The organism is Bradyrhizobium sacchari, assembly GCF_002068095.1.
In the GTDB taxonomy this organism is placed as follows: domain Bacteria; phylum Pseudomonadota; class Alphaproteobacteria; order Rhizobiales; family Xanthobacteraceae; genus Bradyrhizobium; species Bradyrhizobium sacchari.
On sequence record NZ_LWIG01000068.1, the window covers coordinates 6,004 to 32,331 of the forward strand.

The 26,328-nt window shown below is 65.7% G+C and carries 20 protein-coding genes and 1 pseudogene; 9 read left to right on the forward strand and 12 right to left on the reverse strand.

Annotated features, from left to right (window positions below):
• From A5906_RS45835 to A5906_RS39405, 7 genes and pseudogenes are all read right to left on the reverse strand, one after another.
• Positions 1-514 (reverse strand): annotated as a pseudogene (locus tag A5906_RS45835) (hypothetical protein); the annotation flags it as partial.
• A gap of 10 nt (positions 515-524) precedes the next feature.
• Positions 525-1,307, reverse strand: coding sequence for a hypothetical protein (locus A5906_RS39380; RefSeq protein ID WP_080140440.1), 783 nt, complete (start codon positions 1,305-1,307; stop codon positions 525-527).
• 71 nt (positions 1,308-1,378) lie between these two features.
• The gene (locus tag A5906_RS39385; RefSeq protein WP_080140441.1) at positions 1,379-3,283 is read right to left on the reverse strand and encodes a flagellar protein; all 1,905 of its coding nucleotides are present in this window, start codon (positions 3,281-3,283) and stop codon (positions 1,379-1,381) included.
• A gap of 20 nt (positions 3,284-3,303) precedes the next feature.
• A complete protein-coding gene (flgK, locus tag A5906_RS39390) occupies positions 3,304-5,187 on the reverse strand; it encodes a flagellar hook-associated protein FlgK (protein ID WP_080140442.1) in 1,884 nt (627 codons plus the stop codon).
• 36 nt (positions 5,188-5,223) lie between these two features.
• Complete coding sequence (locus tag A5906_RS39395; protein WP_080140443.1) at positions 5,224-7,485, reverse strand: flagellar hook-basal body complex protein; 2,262 nt, start codon at positions 7,483-7,485, stop codon at positions 5,224-5,226.
• 289 nt (positions 7,486-7,774) lie between these two features.
• Positions 7,775-8,287 carry a peptide-methionine (R)-S-oxide reductase MsrB gene (gene msrB, locus A5906_RS39400; RefSeq protein ID WP_080140444.1) on the reverse strand — a complete coding sequence of 171 codons (513 nt, stop codon included), beginning with the start codon at positions 8,285-8,287 and terminating at the stop codon, positions 7,775-7,777.
• 84 nt (positions 8,288-8,371) lie between these two features.
• Positions 8,372-9,853, reverse strand: coding sequence for an NAD(P)/FAD-dependent oxidoreductase (locus A5906_RS39405; protein WP_080140445.1), 1,482 nt, complete (start codon positions 9,851-9,853; stop codon positions 8,372-8,374).
• Positions 9,854-10,049: 196 nt separating this feature from the next.
• On the opposite strand from A5906_RS39405, the gene A5906_RS39410 reads away from it, so the two are divergent.
• Together A5906_RS39410 and A5906_RS39415 are read left to right on the forward strand one after the other, a co-directional pair.
• The gene (locus A5906_RS39410; protein WP_080140446.1) at positions 10,050-10,586 is read left to right on the forward strand and encodes a SixA phosphatase family protein; all 537 of its coding nucleotides are present in this window, start codon (positions 10,050-10,052) and stop codon (positions 10,584-10,586) included.
• Positions 10,587-10,642: 56 nt separating this feature from the next.
• Complete coding sequence (locus A5906_RS39415) at positions 10,643-11,068, forward strand: universal stress protein (RefSeq protein WP_018642845.1); 426 nt, start codon at positions 10,643-10,645, stop codon at positions 11,066-11,068.
• Between the two features lie 929 nt (positions 11,069-11,997).
• Here A5906_RS39415 and A5906_RS39425 read toward each other — a convergent pair.
• Entirely contained in the window at positions 11,998-12,234 is a 237-nt protein-coding gene (locus A5906_RS39425; protein WP_080140447.1) for a DUF1127 domain-containing protein, read from the reverse strand.
• Between the two features lie 185 nt (positions 12,235-12,419).
• Here A5906_RS39425 and A5906_RS39430 point away from each other — a divergent pair, with 185 nt between their 5' ends.
• On the forward strand, positions 12,420-13,763 hold the full coding sequence (locus A5906_RS39430; protein WP_080140448.1) for an aminotransferase-like domain-containing protein: 1,344 nt from the start codon (positions 12,420-12,422) through the stop codon (positions 13,761-13,763).
• A gap of 13 nt (positions 13,764-13,776) precedes the next feature.
• Here A5906_RS39430 and A5906_RS39435 read toward each other — a convergent pair whose 3' ends face one another.
• Positions 13,777-14,358, reverse strand: a complete 582-nt coding sequence (locus A5906_RS39435; protein ID WP_080140449.1) for a hypothetical protein — start codon at positions 14,356-14,358, stop codon at positions 13,777-13,779.
• Between the two features lie 64 nt (positions 14,359-14,422).
• On the opposite strand from A5906_RS39435, the gene A5906_RS39440 reads away from it, so the two are divergent.
• Complete coding sequence (locus A5906_RS39440; protein ID WP_080140450.1) at positions 14,423-14,857, forward strand: hypothetical protein; 435 nt, start codon at positions 14,423-14,425, stop codon at positions 14,855-14,857.
• A 4-nt stretch (positions 14,858-14,861) separates the two neighbouring features.
• Here the strand turns inward: A5906_RS39440 and A5906_RS39445 are convergent, their stop codons facing one another.
• On the reverse strand, positions 14,862-17,261 hold the full coding sequence (locus tag A5906_RS39445) for a bifunctional diguanylate cyclase/phosphodiesterase (protein WP_080140451.1): 2,400 nt from the start codon (positions 17,259-17,261) through the stop codon (positions 14,862-14,864).
• Between the two features lie 95 nt (positions 17,262-17,356).
• Positions 17,357-18,784 (reverse strand): MFS transporter, encoded by a 1,428-nt coding sequence (locus A5906_RS39450; RefSeq protein ID WP_080140452.1) that lies wholly within the window; start codon positions 18,782-18,784, stop codon positions 17,357-17,359.
• Positions 18,785-19,008: 224 nt separating this feature from the next.
• Here A5906_RS39450 and A5906_RS39455 point away from each other — a divergent pair, with 224 nt between their 5' ends.
• Complete coding sequence (locus tag A5906_RS39455; protein ID WP_080140453.1) at positions 19,009-20,232, forward strand: MFS transporter; 1,224 nt, start codon at positions 19,009-19,011, stop codon at positions 20,230-20,232.
• 66 nt (positions 20,233-20,298) lie between these two features.
• Here A5906_RS39455 and A5906_RS39460 read toward each other — a convergent pair whose 3' ends face one another.
• Complete coding sequence (locus A5906_RS39460; protein ID WP_080140454.1) at positions 20,299-20,805, reverse strand: YciE/YciF ferroxidase family protein; 507 nt, start codon at positions 20,803-20,805, stop codon at positions 20,299-20,301.
• A gap of 426 nt (positions 20,806-21,231) precedes the next feature.
• Here A5906_RS39460 and A5906_RS39465 point away from each other — a divergent pair, with 426 nt between their 5' ends.
• From A5906_RS39465 to A5906_RS45840, 4 genes are all read left to right on the forward strand, one after another.
• Positions 21,232-22,314 carry a lysylphosphatidylglycerol synthase transmembrane domain-containing protein gene (locus A5906_RS39465; RefSeq protein ID WP_080140455.1) on the forward strand — a complete coding sequence of 361 codons (1,083 nt, stop codon included), beginning with the start codon at positions 21,232-21,234 and terminating at the stop codon, positions 22,312-22,314.
• Positions 22,315-22,401: 87 nt separating this feature from the next.
• Entirely contained in the window at positions 22,402-24,354 is a 1,953-nt protein-coding gene (locus A5906_RS39470; RefSeq protein WP_080140456.1) for an SGNH/GDSL hydrolase family protein, read from the forward strand.
• A gap of 340 nt (positions 24,355-24,694) precedes the next feature.
• Complete coding sequence (locus tag A5906_RS39480; protein ID WP_080140458.1) at positions 24,695-26,047, forward strand: MFS transporter; 1,353 nt, start codon at positions 24,695-24,697, stop codon at positions 26,045-26,047.
• 123 nt (positions 26,048-26,170) lie between these two features.
• On the forward strand, positions 26,171-26,328 hold a 158-nt coding region (locus A5906_RS45840; protein WP_245327141.1), incomplete at its 3' end, for a helix-turn-helix domain-containing protein.

Genomic DNA, 26,328 nt, shown 5'->3' on the forward strand with positions numbered 1-26,328 from the left:
GGCGGCCGGCGGCGGCATGGGCCGTCCCGCTGCCGGTCTGATCGGCTCCGACCACGACCGTCACGGGCGGAGCGCCGAGCACCGCGCGCGCCAGGAACAGGGCGTGGAGCTGGGAGTCGGTGCCTGATGGCGAGAACACGATATCGACGCGCGGCGAGAGCTGGAGATGCCCGCGCAGCTCCTCGCGCATACCCTCGCAGCGTGCGTCGAAGGCGACCTCGACCTCGTCGAACAGGCACTTGTGCATCAGCTCTTCGCGCGCCAGCGCGGCGCGGTCATAGGCTCCTTGCGAGATCACGGACGCGGTCGAGGAGGCGAAATTCCAGATCTCCGGTTCAGGCGATGCCGCACAGCCATAGGCGTTGACGCGGTCTTTCGGATCGAGCGTCAGGCGCGGATCGCCGCCGGAGACCAGCAGCGTGTCGAGCGGCGTGAAGAGATCGCGCAAGCGATAGCGCGAGCCGCCCTCGGACGCCCGCTCGATGTCTGGCAGGCGGGATGCGCCGGTGCTCATCCCGGAGCGCTCACGCCGCGTCGGCGGCCGCCGCAGGCGCCGGCGCGAATTGCGAGGCGATGTCGCCGTGAAAGACCGAGGGCCCGACGTGATCGAGCGAGCTCTGGATGTCGGCCCAGATCTCGCCGCCGATATCGGTCCAGCGCTTGCAGAAGGCGAAGTCCTCGGAGAGATAGGTGCCGGTCGCCGGGTCGATCATGCATTCGAACAGCGCGAACCGGTTCTGGCTGGCCGCCAGCGTGTCGTGCGAATGCTCGCGGAAGAACTGAAGCTTCGCATAGTCCGGATGCCGGCACATCGCCTCCAGCACGTGACGCCGGATCATCAGGAAACCGGTGCCGGCATAACGCACGCGCGTAAAGCCGTTGACCACCACGATGCGGTCGGGGTCCTCGATTTCCAGCACATAGTCGAGCGAGGCAGCCGGAACGTCGGCCCGACCCGACTGGATCGCACGCGCGGCCTTGTCCCAGTTGACCCGCTTGATCGGATAGCAGCCCGCGACGACGTCCGCGCCGCATTCGATCAGCCGGAACACCTGCTCGGGCTTGAAGCCGATGTCGGCATCGATGAACAGGAAATGCGTCGCCTTGGGATCGTCCAGGAACATCGCGGCGAGGTTCGCCCGCGCCCGCGTGATCAGCGCGTCGCCGTCGCGCAGCAGCACCTTGAGCTCGAGATTGGACATGCCGTGCACGGCGCGCTGGAGCGCGAAGATCGAGCTCGCATAGATGCTCGACACCTGCCCGCCGAAGCAAGGCGTTGCCACCACCAATTGCATCCTGTCAGACATTGACCGCTCCGCCCCGCTCAAATCCTCACCAAGAGGTAAACAGGCATGGTTAACGGCGTCTTAACGCATCCTTACAGGAACTTGACGAGCGAGAGCTGCGCAAGCTTCGAAGTCGTCTGGTAGGACGCCTGGAGCGCGTTCTGGAGCGCCAGGATCTCGCTCGCGACCTGGTCGGGCGGGGCCGATTCCGCCTGGTCGATGATGGTCTGCAGCTGCGCCTTGGCCTGGGTCTGGCGCGTCGTCGCGTCCTTCATCGTGTTCTGGGCCATCGCGATGTCGGTCTGGATGTCCTCTATCTTCTGCTGGCCGGGCTGCGGCGTCAGCGCCTGGGTCGTGCGCAGGCTCAGCGCGGCGACCTGCCCGCCCGAATACTGCCCGCCCGGGGTCGTCGAAAACGTGCCGAACACCGCGATCGCCTGCAACTGCCGGCGGATCGCGTCCTCATTGGCCTGCGCGCCATACTGCACCGTGACGGAATCGTCGACCCGCGCCATCGCGGTGGAGCGCGCCGAGCCCGGTCCGTCATTGCCGAGGTACCATTTCACGGTGTTGGCCGAGCCGTTCACCAGCGTCATCGCCGAGCTCGCCGGGGAAGAGCCGACGCGCAGCGGCGGCTGCGTGGCCGTCACCGGCGTCGCGGCAAAACCGAGCGAGTTCAGCGCGCCCGTGTTCGAGCTGGTGATGTTCAGGCTTGCCGCATCATCGGTGTTGATGGTGATCACGCCGCCATGGATCGTCGATGGTTTCGATGTCCCCGTGATGCCGTCGATCTTGCTCAGCAGGGTCTGGATGCTGTCGCCGACGTTGAGCTGGTTGCCGGTCGCGCCCGAGGTCACGAAGGTCAGCGTGGTGCCGTTGACGGTGATGGTGTCACCGGCGGAAAAGCCCGGCGCGATCGCGTCCGTGGGACTCGTGCCGGAGAGCGCCGTTGCACCGCTGATCGGCACGGTCGGGCCCGCCTGGCTGGTCTTGGCAGCGCCAATCGCAGAGCTCGCGGTGTTGAAGAAATTGTCGCCCGCCGTCACCGCGGATGCCGCCACCAGTGAGGTGCCGGCGAGCTTCTTGATCGCGGCGTTCAGCGTGTCGTTGAGGTTCAAAGCCGTTTTGTTCGGATCCGGAGGAATCGGCGGAACGGCATTGGGATTACCCTGGTCGATCGCGAAGCTGCCGAGCGGCGTCGGCGTCGCCGTCGACGCGGTCAGGTCGATCTGCTCGGTCGTGCCATCCGGCAGCGTGAACTGCACGCTGAGCTTCTGGCCGTTGGTCGGATTGATGCCGTTGAGATCGATTGAAAACGACACCGGCGAGCCGCTTGGGCCGGTGAGCGTCGCAGTGGTCATGGTCGAGGACACCGACTTGATCTTGAGCCCGAATGGTGACCCGGCGGCGTCTTCCGACACCTGCACCGAGCTCGGCGTCGGCTGCGTCTGCACCAGCCGCCCCATGCCGTTGGCGCCGAGATCGGCGGCCTGGCGCTCGGCCATGACGGTCTTGAAGCCCGCCTGCGTCGTCGTGCCGTTGATGATGTCGCCGGCATCCGCAACCGACTGCGTGTTGACGGCGGTTCCAGAGAACAGGTAGCGGTTGCCGGTCTGGGTGTTGAGCACGCCGACCATCGAGCCGAACTGGGCGGCGGCGGTGTTCTGCGCCACCGTCTGTCCGTTGACGTTGAGATCCTGCGCGGTGCTGGCAGAGCCCGTCTGCACCGTGCTGCGGATCTTCGTCAGCGACTGCAGCGCGGTATTGGCGAGGTTGATGTTGACGTTGACGTTGGTGATCGTGTCGGTATAGGCGGCGATGTTGGAGAGCTGCGAGCGCCCGGCGATCGCAAATCCCTCGTTGGTGCCCATGCCGGAATAGTTCTGCGACAGCTTGCCGGTCGAGAGCTGCGTCGACAGGTCGGTGAGCTGCTGATTGATATTGCGGATCTGCGCGCCCAGAACCGACGAGGAGTAGTTGATGCTGCTGATCGACATGTTTCAGAGCCCTGTACTGGTTACCTTTGAGCCTGGATCAACGTGTTCATCATGCTCTGCACCACTGACATCACGTGGGCGTTGGCGGCATAGGCGTTCTGGAGCTGGATCAGGTTCGACATCTCCGAGTCCAGATTGACGCTGGAGGTCGAGTCGAACTTGGCCTGCAGCGTCGAGACCACGACGCTCTGGCCCTGCTGCAGCTGGGTAGCCTGGGTCGAGGCGTTGGCCTGGATGCTCAGGAACTGCTGGAGGTAGTTCGAGACGCTGCCGGTGAAGGGCTGGTTGGCCGAGCCGAGGCCGGTCGTCGGCGAATAGGAGAACACCGCATTGGTGAGCTGCGAGTAGAGATAGTCCGAACGCGTGGTGTCGCCCGCGGGCGTCACCGGCGAGGTGTTGTAGACCGACAGCCGCGTGGGATCGCTGACGAGCTGCGTGTTCACGGCGATGCGGCCGGCAAGACCGGTCATCTGCGAACCCGATGCGGTGATCGCACCGGTGTAGAGCGCCTGCCCGCCATCGGTGAACACCGCCAGTTGCGGGTTACCCGAGGTCAGCGACGAGATCGTCTTGGTGGTCGAGGCCGAATTGACCTTGGCCAGCCCGCTGTTGTCGTCGGTCACTCGCAGCGTCGTGGCCGTGGCCGGCGACGGAGCCGCAGAGAACGTCAGGTGCGAGCCCGCCAGCGCGGTATTGAGCGCGGCGGCGATCGCACTCATTCCGCCGGAAAAATCGACGCCCACCTGCATCGGGTTGGCGTTGGTGGCGTTCTGGAGCGGCAGCGCCGCCGGATCGGTCACGTTAACGAGCGTGACCTGGCGCTGGGTGTTGGTCGTCGTGTCCGTGTATGTGATGTTGACCGTATTGCCTGCTTGCGCACCGGCAAGGTCGAGGTCGAAGCCGGCCGGCGGGCCGGAGACCGTGCCGCCGGCGGTGGTCTTGTCCGACAGCGCGCTCGACATCGTCGCGGCGAGCTGGTCGATCTGGTTCTGCGCCTGCACCAGCGTCTGGTCGCGCAGTTTCAGGTCGGCCGCGATCTGGCCCGAGGAGACCACATTGTTGGCGACGACGTCGACCTGCGAACCGTTCGGCAGCTTGATGTTGAACGCACCGACGCCGGACTTGGCCGGGTCGATGTTGTAGAGCGAGGTCGCCGACAGCGCGCCGGCAGAAGCAAAGGTGAATTGCGAGGCGAGCCCGGCGCCGACGAGCTGGATGCCGGTCGTGGTGTAGAGGTTGGCCTGGTTCGAACCATCGGTGGTGACGCGGACGTCGACATATTTCGACAGCGTGTTGATCGCCTGGTCGCGCTGGTCCATCAGCGTCGCTGCGGAGGGATCGTTAGCCGACAGGCCCTGGAGCTTGGTGTTGATGTCGGCGATCTTCTGCATCGCTGCGTTGGCCACCTGCGCCGAGGTGCCGAGATCCTGCTCGACGTTGGAACGCAGCGACTGGATGCCCTTGGTGGTGACGTTGAGCTGCTGCGCCAGCGCCTGCGCCGCGCCCAGCGCAACGGTCTGTGCCGACGACGCGCCCGAGCTCGTCGACAGCGCCTGCAGCGCGGTGGTGAATTTGTTTAGCGCCGTTTCGAGCGTGCCGCTATTGCCCGGCGTGCCATACACACTCTGAAGCTGCTTCAGGATGTTGGCCATCTGGTCGGCGTAGCCGCTGCCGCCGGTCTCGGTGCGGAGCTGGTTCAGTACATAGGTGTCGAGCTCCCGGCTGACGCCGGTCGTCATCGCCGTCGAGCCGAAGTCGCCGGTGGTGACCTCGATCTGGTTCGCCCTCTGGACGACGTAACCCGGCGTCTGCGAGTTGGCGACGTTCGAGGAGACGATCGAGAGCGCGGCCTGATTGGCACGCAGGCCGCTCATCGCACTGGCGAGGGCTGAACTCAAACCCATGTGGACTTACCCGCCTTTGGTTACGTCACGCGCCGATCAGCGCAACACGTTCAGGAGGTCCTGCACCATCGAATTCGCGGTCGTGATCACCTTGGTGTTGGCCGAATAGGCCTGCTGGGTCACGATCAGCTTGGTGAACTCGTCGGCGATGTCGGTGTTCGAGCCTTCCAGCGACGAGCCGCTGATGGTGCCCGAGGCGCCGTCGATCGCAGGTCCCGACTGCTCGGTCGCGGCGTAGGCGCCGCCGTCGAGCGCTTTGAGGTAGTTGGTGCCGTTGAAGTGCGACAACGAGACCTGCGCGAGATCGAGGTTCTGGCCGTTGGAGAAGGTGCCGACCACGAGGCCGTTGTTGTTGACGGCGACGGAGCGGAGCTGACCGGCGGCGTAGCCGTTCTGCGTGATGGTGTTGATGGTCACCGCGCCGCTGGTGCTGGCATATTGCGTCAGCCCACCGGAGGAGATGTTGAAGGCGACCGAGCCAAGCGACTGGCCGCTGACGCTGACATTGTTGATGGTGATGCCCGAGCCGCTCGGCGAGGTCAGCGAGCCGTCGGCGGCAAAGGTGAAGGTCTGGCCCGTGTTGACCCAGCCCACCGTCGTGCCGGTCGCATTCGGGTCGGTCTGGTAAAACAGGTTCCAGCTGTCGGAATGCCCCGCGCCCAGCGAGGCGCTGTCGGTCTTGGCCCAGCGCAATTGCAGGTTCACCGGCGTGCCGGCGGCATTGTAGGCGGTCACCGCACCACCGCTGATCGATTCCTTGGTGAACGTAGCGATGTCGTTGCCGATCACGCCGCCGGTGCCGGCAGTGCCGCCGCCGTCGCGGTTCTTGGTGATGGTCGAGGTGAAGCCGAGCGCGGCGAATGCCGCACTGTTGGAGCTGGATACCGACAGGTTGGAAACGGTGCCGGTATTCAGCGTGATCACGCCGCTGCTGCTGATCGAAGACCCCGAGGCGCCGGAGAGCGCGTCGATCTTGCCGAGCAGGGTCGTGATGTTGTCGGTGATGTTGATCTGGTTCGGACCGGAGGCACCCGAGGCCATGAACGTCAGCGTCTGGCCGTTGACGGTGATGGTGTCGGCGGGCGGGCCTGCCGAAAAGCCAGACGAAAGCACCTCGGCGCCGCCGGCGGTCGCGCTGCCGCTCAGCACCGTGGCGCCGGTGAGCGCGGGCGAGGACAGCACGTTGCCGCCGCGCGTCACGCTGCTGATACCGAGGGCCGTGGCCGCCGTGCCGCTGCCGATCGCCACGTCGGTGCCGGTGCCGGTCGAGATCTGGATGTTGCCGCTGGCGGAGAGCGAGGCGGTGACGCCGGCGCCGCCGGCGGTCTGAATCGCGTTCAGGATGCTGGCCACCGTGGCCGTCGTGCCTGCGCCGAGACCGATCGTGGTGTTGCTGCCGGCCGTCGAGACGGTGGTACCGCCGTTGAAGGTGATCGTGTTGCCGTTGATCGTCAGGGTCTGGCCGCTCAGCGCGGTGAGAATGCTGGAGGCGAGATGCGTGCCCACGGTGTTGTCAAGAGATGTGGTGGTCGAAGCCACCGCGGACGAGTTGTTCTGGAGCGGAACCGTTCCCGTCCCCGTCGTCGACGTATAGGCCGAGCGGATGTTTCCGGTCGCGGCTGCACCGGACACCGTCGCATTGGTATAGGGCGCGGGCGGCGTGCCGACCGGCAGCGGGTTGGCCTGGAAATCCGACGGGTTCAGGCCGCCGGCCGCCAGCAGCGTCTTGCTTGCCGCGGTCGAGCTCGCCGCCGTGTTCGGCACGCTCGGCAGGTTGGCGGCGTACTGGATCGAGGTGGTCGCCTGAGCCGGGATGAAGTTGTTCTGGAATTTCAGGACGGACGCCACATTGCCGGTCGGGTTGCCGGTCTTGGGGTCGACCGTGACGCCCATCAGATAGTAGCCGGCGCCGTTGACCAGGTTGCCGTTGGCATTGAGCTGGAAGTCGCCGCGCCGTGTGTAGAGGGTGACGCCGCTGAACTGCGGCAAGTTGTCGACGACGCTGGTGGCCTTCTGGATCGAGAAGAAGCCGTCACCGGTGATCGCCATGTTGGTGGCGACGCTGGAGGACGAGATCGTGCCCTGGGTCGTGATGGTCGCCTTGGCGTTGGCCGTCACGCCGCCCGCGACCTGCTTGCTCGGCACCGAGGCGTCAGGAATGAGGTCGACGAAGCTGGTCCCGATGCCCTTGTAACCGGTGGTGGATGAGTTCGCGATGTTGCCGGAAATGTTCTGCAGCGCGTAGGACTGCGCCTGCAGACCACCCACCGAGGTGTTCATTGCATCGAAGATACCCATAACCTTGTCTCCAAATCCGATCTCGGCGGCCGGTCGACCATGGCCGCAGTCGGAGGAGACTGTCGCAAGGGCTATGCCAATGCGGGTATCTTCATGAAATCAATGACTTGGACGGACGGCCCCCGGTCGGATGACCGGGGCACAATTGCCGGGCCGGCAACAATTGCCGGGACGATTGTCGTTCCGGGGCGATGCGAAAGCATCGAACTCTGGTGCGCAATTGCGCACCTGAGAACCTCGAGATTCCGGGTTCGCGCTTCGCGCGCCCCGGAATGACGAGCACGAAGACCTACGTCGCCGAGGCCGCCGCCGGGTGGAAAACCAGCCCGAAACCGTCGATGCAGTAGCGCAGTCCGGTCGGCTTCGGGCCGTCGTCGAAGACATGGCCGAGATGGCCGCCGCAGCGCCGGCAATGCACCTCGGTGCGCACCATGCCGTAGGTTCGGTCCTCGGTCTTGCCGACATTGCCCTCGATCGGCTGGTAGAAGCTCGGCCAGCCCGTGCCACTCTCGAACTTGGTGTCGGAGGCGAACAGCGGCAGGTCGCAGCCGGCGCAGGCGAAAATGCCCTTGCGGTGCTCCTTCAAGAGCGGGCTGGAGCCCGGCCGCTCGGTGCCGTGATTGCGCAGGATCTCATATTGCTGCGGCGTGAGCTGGGCGCGCCACTCGGCCTCGGTCTTCGTGATCTCGAACGTTTCCGTGGCCTTCTCGCCGGCCTCGGCAGGTGATCCTCTCAGCCAGCGGAAGGCCGAAAGGCCGAACAGGCCGGCAACAGTCGTCAGCAGAATGCGGCGGTCAAACATCTCGTTCTCCGTGCGGGAGCGTTTACACCCTGAGATACGGGCTTTCAGGGCCGACGTTACACGTCCGGGCGGCGGATTCTCAACTTATTGCGCGACGCCCTGGTCCTGGACAGCCGGTTCCGGAGCCTGTTCCATGCCTTGGGGCGCATGTTGGGCCGCATGTTCCGGCACAGGCGCCGGCCGCGGCCGCACCGCCGGTGGCGCACGGCGCGGCCCGGTGCCGGCGGCCCGGTTGGCTTCGGCGAGACGGGCCTCGCGCTCCCTGTCCTTGACCCTGGCTCGTTCGCGGTAGCGCGCCAGCGAGCCCGCTGCGGCGGAGCTCGCCCTGCCCCAGATGCCGACCAACTGGCCGGCAACACGGCCGGTCACTCCGCCTGCCCAGACCAGCTCGAACGGCGAGAACAGCTTCCAGCGTTCGTCGCCCCACAAAATGCTGCGCGCGATCATCTGCCCCGCCATGGCCGAAGTGTTCATGCCCTGGCGGCCGAACCCGCTCGCCACCCACAGGCCTTTGCGCAACTGACCGATCTGCGGCATGCCGTGCACGGTGTGGCCGGTGGCGCCGCCGAACGTCTCGGTGATCTCGACATTGCCAAGCTGGGGGAAGATCGTGCGGATGCGCCGCTTGACGCTGCCTGCAAAACGCTGCGGTCGCGCGGCCCATGTGGTCTCCGGGCTTACCCACATCAGGCGGTCGCCATCGACGATGCGAAAATGATCGACGCCGTCGGAATCCATCACCGATCCCTTGAAGGCGACGATCTCGTGCAGGCGCTCGCCGAGCGGCGCGGTGACGCCGGCATAGCGCCAGACCGGCAGCAGCGTCTCCGACAGGCGCCGCAGGGGCGCGCCGAGGTGGATGTTGCCGGCGAGCACGATATGGGTGGCGCGCAGCCGTGCCGAGGGCGTGACGATGCGCTTGCGGATGCCGGAATGATCGATGCTGACGACCGGCGTGTCCTCGAAGATGCGGGCGCCAGCCCGCCGCGCCATCGCCGCAAGGCCGTGCACGTATTTGCGGCCGTCGACCTGGAATGCCCTGGGGTAATACACACCGTGGAAGTAACGATCGGTCTTCAGCGCCGCCCGGACGCGGTCGACCTGCCAGCCCTCGGCCTCGGTGTCGAAATCCCCATTCAGCATCTGCAACCGGCTGATCAGGCGGTCGCCGGCATCGACGTTGGAGACCTCCAGCACGCCGTTGCTGGCAGCGATCCCCGGCATGTTCTCCTCGGTGGCGTTGGCGCGGACGAACTCGGCCCCCTCCTTCGACAGCGCCCACAATTCGCGGGCATCCTCGAAGCCGATGCGCTCGATCAGCTCCGCCAGCGGCAAGGCAAAACCCGGCATCACGGTGCCGAGCTGGTTGCCGGAGGCGTTCCAGCCGATATGGCGGCCCTCGAGCACGGCGACGCTGGCCCCGAGCCGGGCCGCCTCCAGCGCAATGGAAAGCCCGGCGAGTCCGGCACCGATCACGCAGATATCGGCATCGAGATCGAACGACAGCCGCGTGCGCTCGCGAAAGCCGGCTTCTTCCTGGGATATGCTTGTGAAAGTCTCGCTCATGCAGTTTTCTTAGAGCATGATCCGTCGAAGTGTGCAGCGGTTTTCCGAACAGATCATGCTCAAAACAACAACTTAAAGCGCGATGACGATTTGTTCTGACCTCATCGCGCTTGAATGGGCCGATCGGGGCGCTTGTCACCTTGTCCTCAACCGGCGTCTGTAGATTATCCTGGACGCGTAACGATTCGAGAATTCCATGCGCCGTTTGATGCTGCTGCGTCACGCCAAGACCGAGACTGACGCGCCGAGCGGCCGTGACCAGGACCGCCGGCTCGACGACCGCGGTCACAAGGATGCCGCCCAGATGGGCGACTGGATCGCTACGCATCCTCCCTTCCCCAATGCCGTGCTGGTGTCGCATGCCGTCCGCGCCCGGCAGACCTGGGACATCGCCTGGGACACGATGAAGGACCGCGTCCCGGCGCCGCAGGTCGAGGTCCTGCCGGAACTGTACGGAGCCGATCCCGCGCAGATCCTGGAATCCATTCGCACTGCAACCATTCCGGCCGACCCGAAGCGATTGCTGCTGGTCGGCCACAATCCCGGCATGCATGAGATCGCCCTGATGCTGACCGGCGGCGGCGATCCGGCCGGCGCCAAGGCGCTCGCCCACAACCTGCCCACGGCAGGGCTTGCGATCTTCGACTTTGACGTCAAGGATTGGGGGGACGTGGCCTACCGCCGCGGCAAGCTGGTGCTGTTCGTCAGCCCCAAGCTGCTTCGATCGGCCTGAGACGCGCGGGCGCCGTCTCGACCGGTTGATCCAGCTTGGTTCATAGGGAGGCGCAGATGTTCAAGTCCATCCTCGTGCCCATCGACCTCGCCGACACCGATCTCGCCAAGCCGGCGATCGCGACCGCGGCCACGCTGTCGCAAACCTGGAGCGGCACGGTGCGCCTGCTCAACGTGCTGCCGATGACGCCGGTGATGCTGGCCGAATACGTGCCGGCCGATTTCGACGAGCAGCAGCGGCAGACCTCGGAGGAAGCCCTCGCCATCGTCGCACGCGAATCCGGCATCGAGCCCGCTCGCATCTCCAGCGTCGTGCGCCAGGGTGGCATCTACCACGAGATCCTGGAGGAGGCCGTGCATATGAAGGCCGATCTGATCGTGATGACCTCGCACCGGCCGGCGATGCGCACCTATTTCCTCGGTTCGAATGCCGGGCACGTCGTGCGCTACGCCAAGTGCTCGGTGCTGGTGGTCAGGCACTGAGGGTTGCTCCGTGCAAAGCAGACCGGTCTCGTAGAGCGGGTTAGCCCCGCCGCTGCGCGCAGCGCAGTCCGCTGGCGTAACCCACCTCTGCCTCTCTCAACGGAAGCAGAAGAGGTGGATTACGCCTTGGGCTGAGCCACCCTACGCATCTACAAGTCCTTGCGTTGCCCGCCGGGCAAAACACCCTAACGATCGGTCAATCCGCCTCGCCGAAAATATACCGCTTTACCGAAATTCGGAAACGGCGTATGTGTCGCCATAACCCGGCCCAAGGAAGAGGGGCGCATCGCGATCGTCACGAACGCGGGCCGGGCGGCGGTGGACGCGGACGACATCGGCGCGAAGGGTTTTGCAGGGCGGGCAACCGTGAGCGAAGACCTGGTGCCAACGACAGGTGCGGTCCGCGTACGGCAAAATCGTGTGGTCCTGGCGCCCGGGGTCTGTGCGCCAAGTCGTGCGGTGATGTCGCGGCCCGACCGGGCCCGCGCATCGATCATCCGCACGGCGACGGGGGCAATAGTGCATCGCTCCCCGGGGAGAGCGCGACATAAGCCGTAAAGCCACTGCGCAGGGAAGGCCGGATGTTTGGCTTCACCTGTATGCCGCTGTGCAAATTCTTTGTTGCCACCTTCGCACAGTGGACCGTGGGTGCCCGGCCGGCACCCGGTCTTCCCTGCGCCCTCTTTCATGTGAGGGTGAAGCGACGAAGCAAAGCTCGGGCGAAACAGGCCGCGAGGATGCGAAGGCGTGTCTGCGGGTGAGATGCGAATTGAAGAAGCGATGCCATCACCACGTCATTGCGAGCGCAGCGAAGCAATCCAGAATCTTTCCGCAGCGGCAGTCTGGATTGCTTCGCTGCGCTCGCAATGACAACGCGGAGACGTTGTGCGTCACCACGCCCGGACCTGCCGGGCGTGGCGACGGTCAGCTCACAGATACCGCGACAGTTCGGCCTTGAACTGCCCGTAGACGGCGTCTTCGATCTGGCTGCGGTTGATGCCGATGTCGCGCAGGGCGCGGTCGTCGAGCTCGTTCAGGGTCTTGACGGCGGAGCGGCGCTCCAGGCGGTCGAACAGCGCATGGGCGGCGGTGGCGAGCGTTGCAAAAAATCCGCTCGAGGAGGATGGGCGTAAACTCCGCCCGGCAGTTTGCGAGATCGTGGTCATGTTTCTTCTCCGGCGTATCGTCCGCGCGGCGAAGCAGGTGCCGTCGGCGCGGACGCGGTCAGCGCCTGCACCTCATTTGCCGTCGGATTGCTCTCGCTCCCCTCGGCTCAATCGCGGAACTTGATGGAACCTAAATGCTCCAGTACACTGCTCGGAGCAAGTAAAACATTGCTCTCGGTGCAATAATGTCCAAGTTCGAGTACGTGAAGCTTGCCGATGCCATTGCCTCGGATATCTCTAACGGCACGTTAAGGCCCGGCGACCGGCTGCCGCCGCAGCGCAACTTTGCCTATGACCGTGGCATCGCGGTCTCGACCGCGAGCCGGGTTTATACGGAATTGCTCCGCCGCGGCCTCGTGGTCGGCGAGGTCGGCCGCGGCACCTTCATCTCCGGCGACGTCAGGCGCGACGTCGAGACGATCAGCGAGCCGGCTGACGCGCGGATCAATTTCGAGGTCAATTATCCGCTATTGCCGCAGCAATGGGCGATGATCGCCAAGAGCCTCGCGGGACTCGAGCGCGTCGACGCGCTCGAATCCGCGCTGCGCGTCTCGACCAGCACCGGCACCAAGAGCGCGCGCATTGCCGCCGCGGCCTATCTCGCGCGCAAGGATTTCGCACCGCAGGCCGAGCAGATCGTCTTCACCGCAAACGGCAAGCAGTCGCTCGCGGCCGCGCTCGCAGCCCTCGTCCCCACCGGCGGACGCTGCGGCGTCGAGGCGTTGACCTATCCTTACGTCAAGAGCATCGCCGCGCGGCTCGGCATAACGCTTGTGCCGATCCCGATGGACGAATTCGGCGCGCGGCCCGACGCGATCCAGAAGGCGCATCGCGAAGCGCATCTGTCGGCGCTGTATCTGCAGCCCATCATCCAGAACCCGCTCGGCGTCACCATGAACGCTGCGCGGCGCGCCGACATCATGCGTGTCGCCGAGAAGCTCGATCTCACCATCATCGAGGATACCGTCTACGGCTTCCTGGCCGACGACACGCCGCTGGCAGCCCTCGGGCCGGACCGCTGCATCGTGCTCGACAGCCTGTCCAAGAAAGTCGCGCCGGGCCTTGCGCTCGGCATCCTCGTCGCGCCGCCGCGCCTGCGCGAGAGCGTGATGAGCGCGGTCCGCACCGGCGGCTGGATCGCCTCGGGCCACGCGCTCGCGGCCGGGCAGCGGCTGATGGCCGACGGCACCGTCGCCGAGCTCACGCGCCTGAAACGCATCGACGCCACGCGCCGCCAGCAGACCGCGGCGAGGCTGCTCGCCGGCTACCAGATCGCCGCCGACACCCGCTCCTATCATCTCTGGCTGACGCTTCCGCCGCACTGGCGCTCGCAGACCTTCGTCGCCGCCGCGGCAAGGCGCGGCATCGCGCTGACGCCGTCCTCGACCTTCGCGATCGCGCATGGGCATGCCCCGAACGCGGTGCGGCTCGCGCTTGCCCCGCCCACCCCGGAGCAACTCGATTCCGGCCTGCGCACGATCGTCTCGCTGCTCGGCACCAAGGAAGAGGATTTCGACTCGACGGAGTAGCTCGCTGTGACGATTAGGGCAGCAGGGCCTTCGGCACACGATCGAAACTGTAGCTCTGCGGCTGGTTGCGCCGCACGAAGCCGCCGACCTGCCACGCGAACAGCGCGGCGAAGCCGAGGATGAACAGCACGCCGGCGAATTCGCCGATCATGAGCGCCCGGATCAGGAGGCCCGCCATCGCCACGGCGAGCACGGCGAGGAATGCGAGCACCGCCGCATAGGTCTTGCGACCGAGTCCCGCGGTCAATTCCGCGTGGCTGCCGGCCTTTGCCATCCGTGCATGCAGCTCGATCAGGAAATCGCGAAAACCGTTATCCTGCGGCGCCATCAGCGCCGCGGTCTGCCAGCTCGTCGACAGGATGGCGATGCGGCCGCCCTTGGCGTGGCTGACATCGGCGCGAAAGCGGTGCTGCTGCATCGAGACGGGGCGGAACGACAGCCGGATCGCCGAGATCTCGTCGTAGCGCCACAGGCCCGAACGGCCGGCGATGTGCCAGGACAGCCCCTCCTCCGTCAACTCGAAGCGATGCGCCGAGCCGATCAGCGACGCCTTGTAGGCGTAGCTTGTGGCCGCCCCGGCTCCCGAAACCTGCATCTCGAATTCAATCCCGTCCGCGATGTGCTTGCGCGATCGCCCTCGCCCATCCTACAAGCGAGACATGGCTGAGACGACCTTTTTTCCGCGCCGCCTGATTCTCGGCGCCGCCGTGATCTCCGGCGTGCTGCTGGCGCTTGCCGTGCACATGCTGGGCGCGCGTTACGGTCTCGACCTCGGCGGCCTGTGGCGCTTCGACACCCATGAGTTCATGCCGACGGGCGCGGCAATCGCCTGGTGGCTGATCGCGACCGTCGGCTTCTCCGGCGGCTATTTCACGGCGAGCCTGATGCAGAGCGCCGTCTCCGGCCAGATCCCGCAGCGGATGCGGCAATTCCTCATCGCGGTCGGCGTGCTCCTGCTTGCAGGCGCCGGCCAGGTGGCCTCGGCGCCGAGCCCGATCCCGACCGTCTCAGGCGTGCTGGCTGGCCTTGCCGCACTGTGCCTCGGCGCCGTGATGGCGTTCTGCGGCGCCCATTTCGCGCTGCGCCGCGGCTAACCCCTTAAGCCGAGGCGCGCAGCCGCGGCCGTTCCAGCATCAACGCCACGTCCGAGGCCGGCCGCGGCTTGCTGAACAGATAGCCCTGCGCCTGGGTGCAGCCCTCGCGCCGGAGCAGTTCGAGCTGCGCGTCGTTCTCGACGCCCTCCGCCGTGGTGACGATGCCGAGGCTGCGGCCAAGGCCGGTCACGGCGCGGATGATCGCCATGGAGTCCTCGCGCGTCGCAAGCTCCGACACGAAGGAGCGGTCGATCTTGATCTTGTCGAACGGGAAGCTGCGCAAGTAACTCAGCGACGAATAGCCGGTGCCGAAGTCGTCCAGCGAGATCCGCACGCCCATGCCGCGCAGCTCGTGCAGCGTGGTCAGCGTCGCCTCGCTGTTCTGCAGCAGCACGGATTCGGTGATCTCGAGCTCGAGGCGGTGCGCCTCGAGTCCCGAGGCGGCCAGCGCCGCGGTGACGGAGGCGATCAGGTTCGGGCTCCTGAACTGCACCGGCGACAGGTTGACGGCAACGTCGATATCGGCCGGCCAGGTGGCCGCATCGGTGCAGGCCGTGCGCAGCACGAACTCGCCGAGCTGCACGATCAGTCCGGTCTCCTCGGCCAGCGGAATGAAGTTGATGGGCGCGATCAGGCCACGCTGCGGATGGTTCCAGCGCAACAGCGCTTCGAAGGCGACGACGTGGCCGCTGGCGACGTCGCGGATCGGCTGATAATACGCCTCGAACTCGTCGCGTTGCAGCGCCGCGCGCAGATCCATTTCGAGAAGGCGCCGCGCCTGCGCGCGCGCATCCATGCCGGTCTCGAAGAAGCGATAGGTACCGCGGCCGTCCGCCTTGGCGCGGTACAGGGCGAGGTCGGCGTTCTTCAACAGCTCGTCCGGATGGCTGCCGTCCTGCGGCGACAGCGAGATGCCGATCGAGACACCGATGACGATCTGGTGGTCGTCGATCTCGTAGGGCGCCGAGATTACCTCGACCAGCCGGCCGGCAAGGGATCTGGCCGCAGTCTCCTCCGACCGTCCGATCTGGACCACGGCGAATTCGTCGCCGCCAAGCCGCGCCACCGTGTCGCTTTCGCCGACGGTCGCCCTCAGCCTGCGGCCGACCTCCTTGAGCAGCGCATCGCCAATGGGATGGCCGAGCGAGTCGTTGATGTCCTTGAAATGATCGAGATCGAGACAGAGCACCGCGAGCTGGTCGTCCGACTTCGCCCGGGTCAGGCCCTGCTCGAGCTGCTCGTGGAACAGCACCCGGTTCGGCAGGCCGGTCAGCGCGTCATGGCGCGCCATATGCGAGATCTTCGCCTGTGCCTCCAGCCACTCGGTGATGTCCTCGAAGGTCGCGACCCAGCCGCCGCCCTGCATCGGCTGGTTGACCACCCGGATCGAACGACCGAACCGGTTGACGACCTGGCTGGTCGTGCGGCCTTCGCGCGCGTCGGCCACCAGGCGCGCGAAGAATTCGTCTGCGTCGCCCTGCCACTGGCCCTTGGCCTGCTCTTCCCTGAGCACGTCGACCAGCAGGCGGCCGGTGAGCGCGATGTCGGTGCGGCGAAGCATCGCGGCGTAGCGCTCGTTGAACAGGATGATCTTGCCGTCCGCATCGAACATGCACAGCCCCTGCGACATGTTCTCGAGCGCGGTATCGAGCACGATCTGCTGACGTCCGAGTTCGCCCTTGGCGCGGCGGTCGAGCAGCGCGGCGGCAAGCGCGATCGCGATGATCGCGACCGCGGCGCTGGCAGTCAGAATGGACAAGGAGCCCGGCGGAATCGACAGGCCGCCGATGACGATCGCAGGATCCGGCGTCAGCTCCACGGCGCCCATGGCGGTGAAATGATGTGAGACGATGGCGACGGTGAGCAGGCCCGTCGCGCTGAGCGCATTTGACAGGCTGTCGCCTCGCCCCGCGACGATCAGGGCAAGCGATCCAAAGACGATGCCAAGAACAATCGAGACCGTCACGGTGCCGGTCGCCCAGCCGACATGCGCGGGAATCTCGAGCGCCATCATGCCGGTATAGTGCATGGCTGCAACGCCGCCACCGACGACGGCCCCGCCGAGCGCAACCGCGATCGCGCGCGTCGCCGAGACCGAGATGCTGAGCCCGATGAAAGTGACCGCGATCGCAAAGATCAGCGACAGGACCGTGACCGGAATGTTGTAGGCGCCGCCCCCAGCAGGCCCGTAAGCCTGCATCGCGATGAAATGGGTTGCCCAGATGCCGCAGCCGGCGACGACGGCGTCAAGCGCGATCCATGACACGCGAGCGCCCCCGCTTGCCGCGCGCGCCCGGTAAAACAGGCTGATGGCCGCGGCGCTCGCGAGCAGGCAGACCGCTCCGCCAAGCGCGACCAGTCGCCAATCATGCTCGTCGGTGAGACAGTAAAGAACTTGATACATTGCCGGCCCCTATGGAGCCGCACTTGAACCGACGAAGGTGGACGATCGGTAACCGGCTATGTGCCGGTTCCGGGAATGGTGAATGGGAAATGTGCTCATTCGTTCGGATTGTTCGTCCCCCGCGAAGGCGCGCCGATCCCGATCGCGGCGGCCGCGAGCAGCAGGACGGAGGCCGATACGGCCAGAGACGCATGCAGGCCGGCCATGAACGCCCCCTCCGAGGCCACCAGCGAGCCGAACAACGCGACACCGAGTACGCTGCCGGTCTGCCGCGTCGCGTTCAGGACGCCGGCTGCCATGCCGGACCGCGCCTTCTCGACGCTGCCCAGCAAGGTTGAGGTCAGCGGCGGCACCAGCAGGCCGAGTCCACCGCTGATCGCGATCATCTGCGCGCAGATCATCCAATAGCGTGTGTCGGGCGCGATCCACAGCAAGCCGAGACAGCCGAGCGCCGAGATGCAGGCGCCGACCACGATGGTCGGGCACGCGCCGATGCGCTCGGCGAGGTGCGGCGCCAGCAGATTGACCGGCAGCACCGCCGCCATCATCGGCACGAAGGCGAGCCCGGTCCACCACGCCGAAAGGCCGTTGATCCGCTGGAAGTACAGGCTGAGCACGAAGATCAGTCCATAGATCGCGACGTTGACGAGCAGTCCGACCAGCGCGGTCAGGGTAAACAGCCGGTGAGCGAACAACGACAGCGGCAGCATCGGCTGCTCCGCGCGGCTTTCCCGCCAGACGAACAGCACGCCCAGGACCAGGGCTGCGGCGAGGGCCGCGAGCACCGCCGGATGATCCCAGCCAAGCGCCCCGCCCTCGATGATCGCGCCGGCCAATGCCCCCAGCGCGCCGATCGCCGCGAGCTGGCCGGGAAGATCGATCTCGCGCGAGGGCGCGCGCGTGGTCTCGGTCGCATAACGCCAGCTCAGCCAAAGGCCCGTCAGGCCGATCGGGAGGTTGACGAGGAAGATCGCGCGCCAGCCGACCAGCGTGATCAGCGCCCCGCCGACGAAGGGACCCGCGGTGAGCGCAAGGCTGGCGCCGGCGGCCCATATCGCAACGGCGCGGCCGCGCGAGCGATCGTCCGCATAGGCGTGATTGAGCAGCGCCAGGGAATTCGGCACCAGGATCGCCGCCGCCAGCCCCTGTACCAATCGTGCGGCGATCAACACGATCGCATTGGGCGACAGCGCGCACGCGAGCGAGGCCGCGGTGAAGATGGCGAAGCCGGCCAAGAAGACGCGCTTGGCGCCGATCCGGTCGCCGAGTGCGCCTGCCGTCAGGATGAAGGCGGCAAAGGCGATGGTGTAGGCACTGACCACCCATTGCAGCTCGGCGACGCCGCCGCCGAGCGTCCTGCCCATCGCGTCGAGCGCGGTGTTGACGATGGTGACGTCGAGTTGCACCACGCCATAGCCAAGGCTCATCGCCGCCAGCGTCAGCGAGGTCGCAAGACGCGAGCCGGCACGTTGCGCGCCAGTCCGGTCGTCGAAGGATTCACATTTGATGGTGTTGGCTCGCATGCTGCACCTCAATTGCAGCCCCATGCGAAACATACGCTTTCGCCACGCCATCATGATTCGATTTTGATCGAAACATCATCGCGCGATAAATCGTGCTCCTTCGGCAACAAACGACGAAGCTTCATGCCCTGCTAGCCGTGCAAGTCCCGTGCGCGCATAAGCATGGGAACAAGGGCTAGATTCCTTCTATTGACCATCAAGTTCCCCTCAAGGCGACGAACCTCATGGCAAGAGTTGGCAGCACCTCGCTTCCATCCGGTGCAAGATCGGAGTTCGGCCAGACCGCAACCATCCTTGTCGTTGGATGCCTGATCGGCATCCTGTTCGCCGGCAGCACCATCGCAACCCCGCTCTACGTCATCTACAAGCAGCAGTTCGGCTTCTCCCAGATCACCCTGACGCTGATCTATGCCGTCTACATCGTCGGCAATCTGACCGCATTGCTGGTATTCGGCCGGATGTCGGACCAAGTCGGGCGGCGGCGCACGGCGGTCATTGCCATCGGCATCGCGATCACGGGCGCATTGGTCTTCCTGTTCGCACACGGGGTCGCTTCCCTTTACGTCGCACGGGTGCTGAGCGGCCTCGCCATCGGGATCGGCGCCGGAACCGGCACTGCGTGGCTCGCCGAACTGATCGCCGAACAGGACCGTTCCCGCGCCACGGTGATCGCGACGATCGCGAATTTCACCGGCCTTGGCCTCGGCGCGTTGATCGCCGGTCTGCTTGCCGAATATGTTGCGCTTCCGCTGCGAACGCCGTTCATCCTCTATCTCGCGGTGCTGGTCGTTGTCGTAGCCCTCCTCGCCTTCGCGCGCGAGACCGTGCATCGCCCGCTGGCCGCGTTCGCGCAGCTGTCGATCCGGCCGCGTGCCGGCGTTCCGTCGTCGATCCGGCCACGCTTCGTGGCGCCCGCGGTGACAGGCTTTGGCGCCATGGCCCTCGTCGCCTTTTTCGCCGCGCTGGCACCGAGCGTGCTCGCAGGCGAGCTTCATGTCACCAGCCATGCTGTCGCTGGCGTGATCTTCCTCGAGCTGGCGCTCGCCGTGGCGCTGGTCATCGCGCTGACGCGCTCGCTCTCCAGCCGCACCGCCATGCTGTGGTCGCTCGGCCTGATGTTGCCGAGCCTTGCCCTGCTCGTCACGGCACAATTCGTGGGTTCGCTCGCAATCATGATCGCCTCGACCGCGACCTGCGGCGTGGCGGCGGGCCTCGGCTATCGTGGCAGCCTGCAGGTGGTAAACCAGATCGCACCGGATGATCGCCGCGCCGAAGTGGTCTCGGCCTATTTCATCTGCTGCTTTCTCGGCAACGCCCTTCCGGTGATCGGGATCGGCGTCCTCTCGACCCTGATCAGCTCCACCGTCGCCAGCCTGGTTTTCGCCGCGACGATTGCGGTCTTTGCGGTGGTCGCTCTGGTGTTCGGGCTGAAATACCAGGCCGGCTAAGTTGGAGCCAAAAAAGAGACGCCGCGGGTTGCACGGCGTCTCCTGACGGAAGGTATGGATCTGACCTTAGCTCGCCGCGCGCAAATTCACCTTGCTTTCGGCAAGCGCGGTCAGCTTCTTGTCGGTCGCCTTCTCCTCCTCGAGCGTCTTGGCGAGCACGCTGGCACAGTCGGTGCGGCCGAGCTGCTTGGCCCAGGCGATCAGGCTGCCGTAGCGCACGATCTCGTAATGCTCGGCGGCCTGCGCCGCATTGATCAGGGCGGCGTCGAGCACCGCCTTGTCGGCGACTTCGCCGGCGGTCTCATCGGCCTCCTCGATGATGCCGTCGATCGCCGGGCAGTCGACCGCCTTCACGGCGACGCCGTGCATTTTGAACACTTCCTCGAGCCGCTTGACGTGCTGCTTGGTTTCTTCGAGGTGCGTCAAAAAGCCCTGTTTCAGCTGCGGATCGGTCGCCTTGCTGGCCATTTTCGGTAGCGCCTTGGTGAGCTGCTGCTCGGCGTAATAGATGTCCTGGAGCTGGTGCACGAACAGGTCGTTCATGGTCTTGATGTCCTTGGTGAACAGTCCCATCGTTCCGATCCTCATTGGGTTTCGGGAACACGGCGGCACCGGCCTGCACGAAAAGCCGCTGATTCCGCCATGTTCGGTTGCTGATGGGCCGCTAACGAGCGCCCGGCATCGACGTTCCAAAAAAGCCTGCATCGCTTGAGCTGGAACAATGCCGGGGGCCGCGCGATGTGAAATCATGTCAGCAAACGAACACACGTTCCGGGCCGGTCGGCCGACTCATGTGCTTAACGCGCGCTCCGATGTGAACCGCATATGACAAAAGAAGCCGGTCTGGCGCAGAACCTTACCTTGTCAAGGGCTGCACAAGTCACCGTTTTTGCCTTAAATGAGCTGGATCATAGCTAGCGATCGACTGCCTTTGGCAACGATCGCGCCCGACTGGCCAACGCCCGGCCGGCTCGGTCTTGCCCCCCGCCGGGAGGATGAATGCACGGACTGCTGCCCGCGCTGAAACGCGGCTTCAAGAGATGGATCGGCTGGCGACGGCTCGGAATTGCCGCGAGCGTCTTCATCATCGCCTTCGCGATCACAACGCTGGTACGGACCCTCAAGGGCATCGATACCGGCGTCATCCTGACCGCGTTAACCGAGATCCCCCGCGGCAGCATCGGGCTGGCGGCGATCTGCGTCTTCTTCGCGTTCTGTACGCTCACCTTCTATGATTTTTTTGCACTGCGAACGATCGGCAAGAAGCACGTTCCCTATCGCATTGCAGCGCTCTCCAGCTTCACGTCCTATTCGATCGGCCACAACATCGGCGCCACGGTGTTCACCGGCGGCGCGATCCGTTTCCGGATCTATTCGGATTACGGGCTGAACGCGATTGACGTCGCGAAGATCTGCTTCCTGTCCGGCCTGACCTTCTGGCTCGGTAACATCTTCGTGCTTTCGATCGGCATGGCCATCCATCCGGATGCTGCCTCCTCGATGGATCAGCTGCCTTCGTCGATCAACCGGCTGATCGCGCTCGGCGGCCTCGCCTCGATCGGCGCCTATCTGGTCTGGCTGTGCATGGGCGAGAAGCGGCGCGAGCTCGGCCAAAAGGGTTGGAAGGTGGTGCTGCCCTCGGCGCCGCTGACGCTGGTGCAGATCCTGATCGGCGTGGTCGATCTCGGCTTCTGCGCCACGGCGATGTACCTGCTGATGCCGGCCAATCCGCCGATCGACTTCCTCTCGCTCGCCGTGGTGTTCATCCTGGCGACGCTGCTCGGCTTCGCCAGCCACGCGCCCGGCTCGATCGGCGTGTTCGATGCCGCCATGCTGGTGGCGCTGCCCGAATTCGGCCGCGAGCAGCTCCTGGCGACGCTGCTGGTGTTCCGCATCCTCTATTTCGTGATCCCGTTCGGCCTCGCTATCTCCATCATGGGCACGCGCGAGCTGTGGATGAACGTGGTCGAGCCCTGGCAGGAGCGGCGGCGGCTGGCGGAGGCCTGCGCCCAGGCCAATCTGCCCAAACAGGTGACCCCGATGGAACGCGAACGGCTGCTGCGTCAGGCCAGCAAGCGGTAGGCTGCGATCTGGAGCCGGAAGGGGTTGCGGGCGGAGAGCCAATCCTCTCTTATTTCCGCCTCAACTTTGCCGTTGAAGACGCGGACCATGATCCCTGTATTCCTTCGCACCCTCACCGCAAGCATGCTGCTGCTGGCCGGAGTTCTGGCCGCTTTGCCGCTTCCGCGCGCGGCGGCGCAGGACGCCGGCGCCATGCAGATTTCCTGGGAGGTGCGCAACCGCTTCCGGCTGTTCCGCGAGGAGCGCGACTTCCTGCTCCATGTCGAGAATGCGCGTAACCGCAGCATTCTGGCCGCCGAGCAGTCGCTGGAGCTCCAGAGCGAGGGCCGCGGCTGGGCCCGCAACATGGTCAACCGGCTCTGCATCGACCTGCAGGGCCGGGTCAACCAGCCCTGCACCCGCGACAACGTCAAGGAGAACTACATCACGCCGATCGACCATCCGGTGACCGTGCGCCTCGTTGGCGCGGTGCCGGTCGGGGCCACCTGTGCCTGGTCGTTCGACGACGGCGATGGACCGCAGGCCTCGACCTTCGACTGTGCCGAGCCGGTCAATCTGCGCGTCCGCTACGGCAAGCAGACGGTTGCGACCGTCGATGTCTCCTCCGGCTCCGATCCCACCCAGCGCGTCCAGACCGAGATCCAGGTCCGCGACATCTTCGTCGCGGGCTTAGGAGACAGCATCGCCTCCGGCGAAGGCAATCCGGACCGGCCGCTGGCGCTGTCCGACGAAGGCTTCTGCTTCCGCTCCTATCTCGGCACGGCCGGTGCGCAGTACTACCGGCCGAGCCGCGCCGGCTATAAGGGCGGACGCGCCTGCGAGGCGCCGGACACGCTCGCGAACTGGCAACACTACAGCGCGCTGTGGTTCAATGCGCCTTGCCACCGCTCGCTCTACAGCTACCAGGCCCGCACCGCGCTGGCACTTGCGGTGCGCTACACTCACATTGCGGTGACCTTTCTGCCGCTCGCCTGCACCGGCGCCAGCATTGGCGACGGGCTGCTCGGCTCGCAGCGTGCCCGCGAATGCCCTCCCGGCAAGACCGGCGTCTGCAACACCAGCGTGAACGCGCAGGTCGCCGAGCTGCGCGAAGCGCTCACCGCGGCAAAGAAGCGCCAGCCTGACCGCACGCTCGATCTCGTGCTGCTGTCGGTCGGCGCCAACGACGTCTATTTCTCCGGCCTGGTCGCCGACGTCATCGTCGACACCGCGACCGAGCGCGCGCTGTTCCGCCGCTCCGGCGTGATGGCGAGCGTCGACGACTCCCGCGACGCGCTGGCGCGCGAGCTGCCGCAGAATTTCGTCAAGCTGCGCGAGGCGCTGAAGCCGCTGGTCGGCGGCGATCTCTCGCACGTGGTCTATGTCTCCTACGCCAATCCCGCGCTCGCCGACGGCGGTGTGCCCTGTCGCGGCGGCCGCGCCGGCTTCGACATCCATCCCTCCTTCAACGCTGATCCGCAACGCCTCGCCCGTGTCTCGACCTTCGTCGACACCGAGTTTCTGCCGCAGCTGAAGGGGCTCGCGACCTGCACGCGCGGCGCGCTGTGCCGCGATCCCGAAGCCGACCGCATGACCTTCGTCGATGCCCATCAGGCCGCGTTCGCCGATCACGGCTTCTGCGCCCATTCCGGCAACGATCCCGAATTCGACCGCGCCTGCTTCGCCGAGAACGGCCAGAGCTTCAACCCCGACATCGTGAGCGCAGCGGGCCAGCCGATGCTGTGCGGCCGCGGCGCCTCGGAGTACCGGGCCTACCTGCCGCGCGGGCGCTGGATCCGCGATGCCAATGACAGCTACTTCGCCGCGATGACTTATCCGCAAGGCCTGCCCGCCGCGAGCCAGCCGACCGACATCCACGACGCAACCTGGGGCGTGCTGTCCGCCGTCTATGGCGGCGCCGTGCATCCGAGCGCAGAAGGCCACGCCGCGATGGCGGATGCGGCATTGCCAGCCGCGAGCGCGGCGCTCGGCCTCGATGCCGTGCCGCCCAACGTCACGCGCGGATTTCTGCCGCAGTTGCTGCCGAGCGCGCAGCAGTAGGTCACGCGAGGAAATCGTAGCCGGATGAGCGCAGCGACATCCGGACTACTCTCCCCGCATATCGCTTCGCTCATGCGGGCTACGCGCTGCCCACCACACCGTCATTGCGCGCGCAGCGAAGCAATCCAGAATCCCTCCGCGGAAAGATGCTGGCTTGCTTCGCTGCGCTCGCAATGACGAGCTCGGGGTCAGCGTCTCGCCACCCTCACGATCGTTCCCCCCACCTGCCGTTTCATCAATCCAAAAACGGCATCGATCGATGCTGCCTTGAACTTGGACACTTTGCCGCGCGCGCCTCTAGGAGTCGAATTGAGGAAACATTCGACTTGAGGAGGCGCTGATGAGCGCAGTGGTGTCCGCGGCGGACGTGAGGAGATCTCGCGTCAGGCTGTTCATCGTGACCATGTTGTTCCTGGTCACCACCGTGAATTATGCCGACCGCGCCACGCTGTCGATCGCCGGCCCCGCGCTCTCCAAGGAGCTGCATCTCGATCCCGTCGCCATGGGCTGGATCTTCTCGGCTTTCGGCTGGTCCTATGTCGTGGCTCAGGTGCCGGGCGGCTGGCTGCTCGACCGCTACGGCTCACGCATCGTCTATGCCTTCAGCATCATCATCTGGTCGCTGTTCACGCTGATGCAGGGCTGGGTCGGCTTCCTCAGCGCCGGCGCCGCCATCGTCGTGCTGTTCGCGCTTCGCCTGCTTGTCGGCGTTGCGGAAGCACCGTCCTTTCCCGCCAATGCCCGCATCGTCGCGGCCTGGTTTCCCGGCAACGAGCGCGGCACCGCGTCGGCCTTCTTCAATTCGGGGCAGTATTTCGCCACCGTGATCTTCGCGCCGCTGATGGGCTGGATCGCGCACACCTATGGCTGGCGCTTCGTGTTCTTCGTGATGGGCGCGCTCGGCGTGATCATGGGCCTCGTCTGGCTCAAGACCATCTACGGCCCGAAGGAGCATCCCTCGATCAACGAGGCGGAGTTCGACTACATCAAGGAAGGCGGCGCGCTGGTTGATCTCGACGCGCCCAGGGACGATCAGCTGCGCGCGCGTGCGCAAGAGTCCGGCTCCGGCTGGGACCATATCCGTCAGCTGCTCTCCAACCGCATGATGCTCGGCGTCTATCTCGGCCAGTACTGCATCAACACACTGACCTATTTCTTCCTGACCTGGTTTCCGGTCTACCTCGTCAAGGAGCGCGGCCTGTCGATCCTGCAGGCCGGGTTCGTGGCGACGCTGCCCGCCTTGTGCGGCTTCATCGGCGGCGTGCTCGGCGGCATCATCTCCGACGCCATCCTGCGCCGGACCGGCTCGCTGACCATGGCGCGCAAGATCCCGATCGTCGGCGGCATGCTGTTGTCGATGTCGATCATCGCCTGCAACTATGTCGAGGGACAGGCGCTGGTGGTCGGCTTCATGGCGCTCGCCTTCTTCGGCAAGGGCATCGGCGCGCTCGGCTGGGCCGTCGTCTCAGACACCTCGCCTAAGGAAGCCGGCGGCGTCTCCGGCGGCCTGTTCAACACCTTCGGCAACCTCTCCTCGATCACCACGCCGATCGTGATCGGCTACATCCTGGCCGCGACCGGATCGTTCAACGGCGCGCTGGTGTTCGTCGGCCTCAACGCGCTGGTGGCCGCCTTCGCCTATCTCGTCATCGTCGGAAAGATCGAGCGGGTGACGCTCAAACGTTCCTCCTGAGGGCTCCCATGGGAGCTTGACCAGGCAACTCAACGGCGGCCTCAAAAGCCGCCGTCTTTGTTTTGGGGGTGATCGATGCTAGAAGTGCCGGGGAAACGCCTTATCCATCTAAGGCATGTATCGATGTTCGATCTCAACCAGCTCCGCTGTTTCGTCACGGTGGCGGAGGAATTGCATTTCGGCCGCGCCGCCGCGCGGCTGAACATGACGCAGCCGCCGCTGTCCCGGCAGATCCAGGTGCTCGAGCACATCATCGACGCGCCGCTGCTCGAGCGCACCAG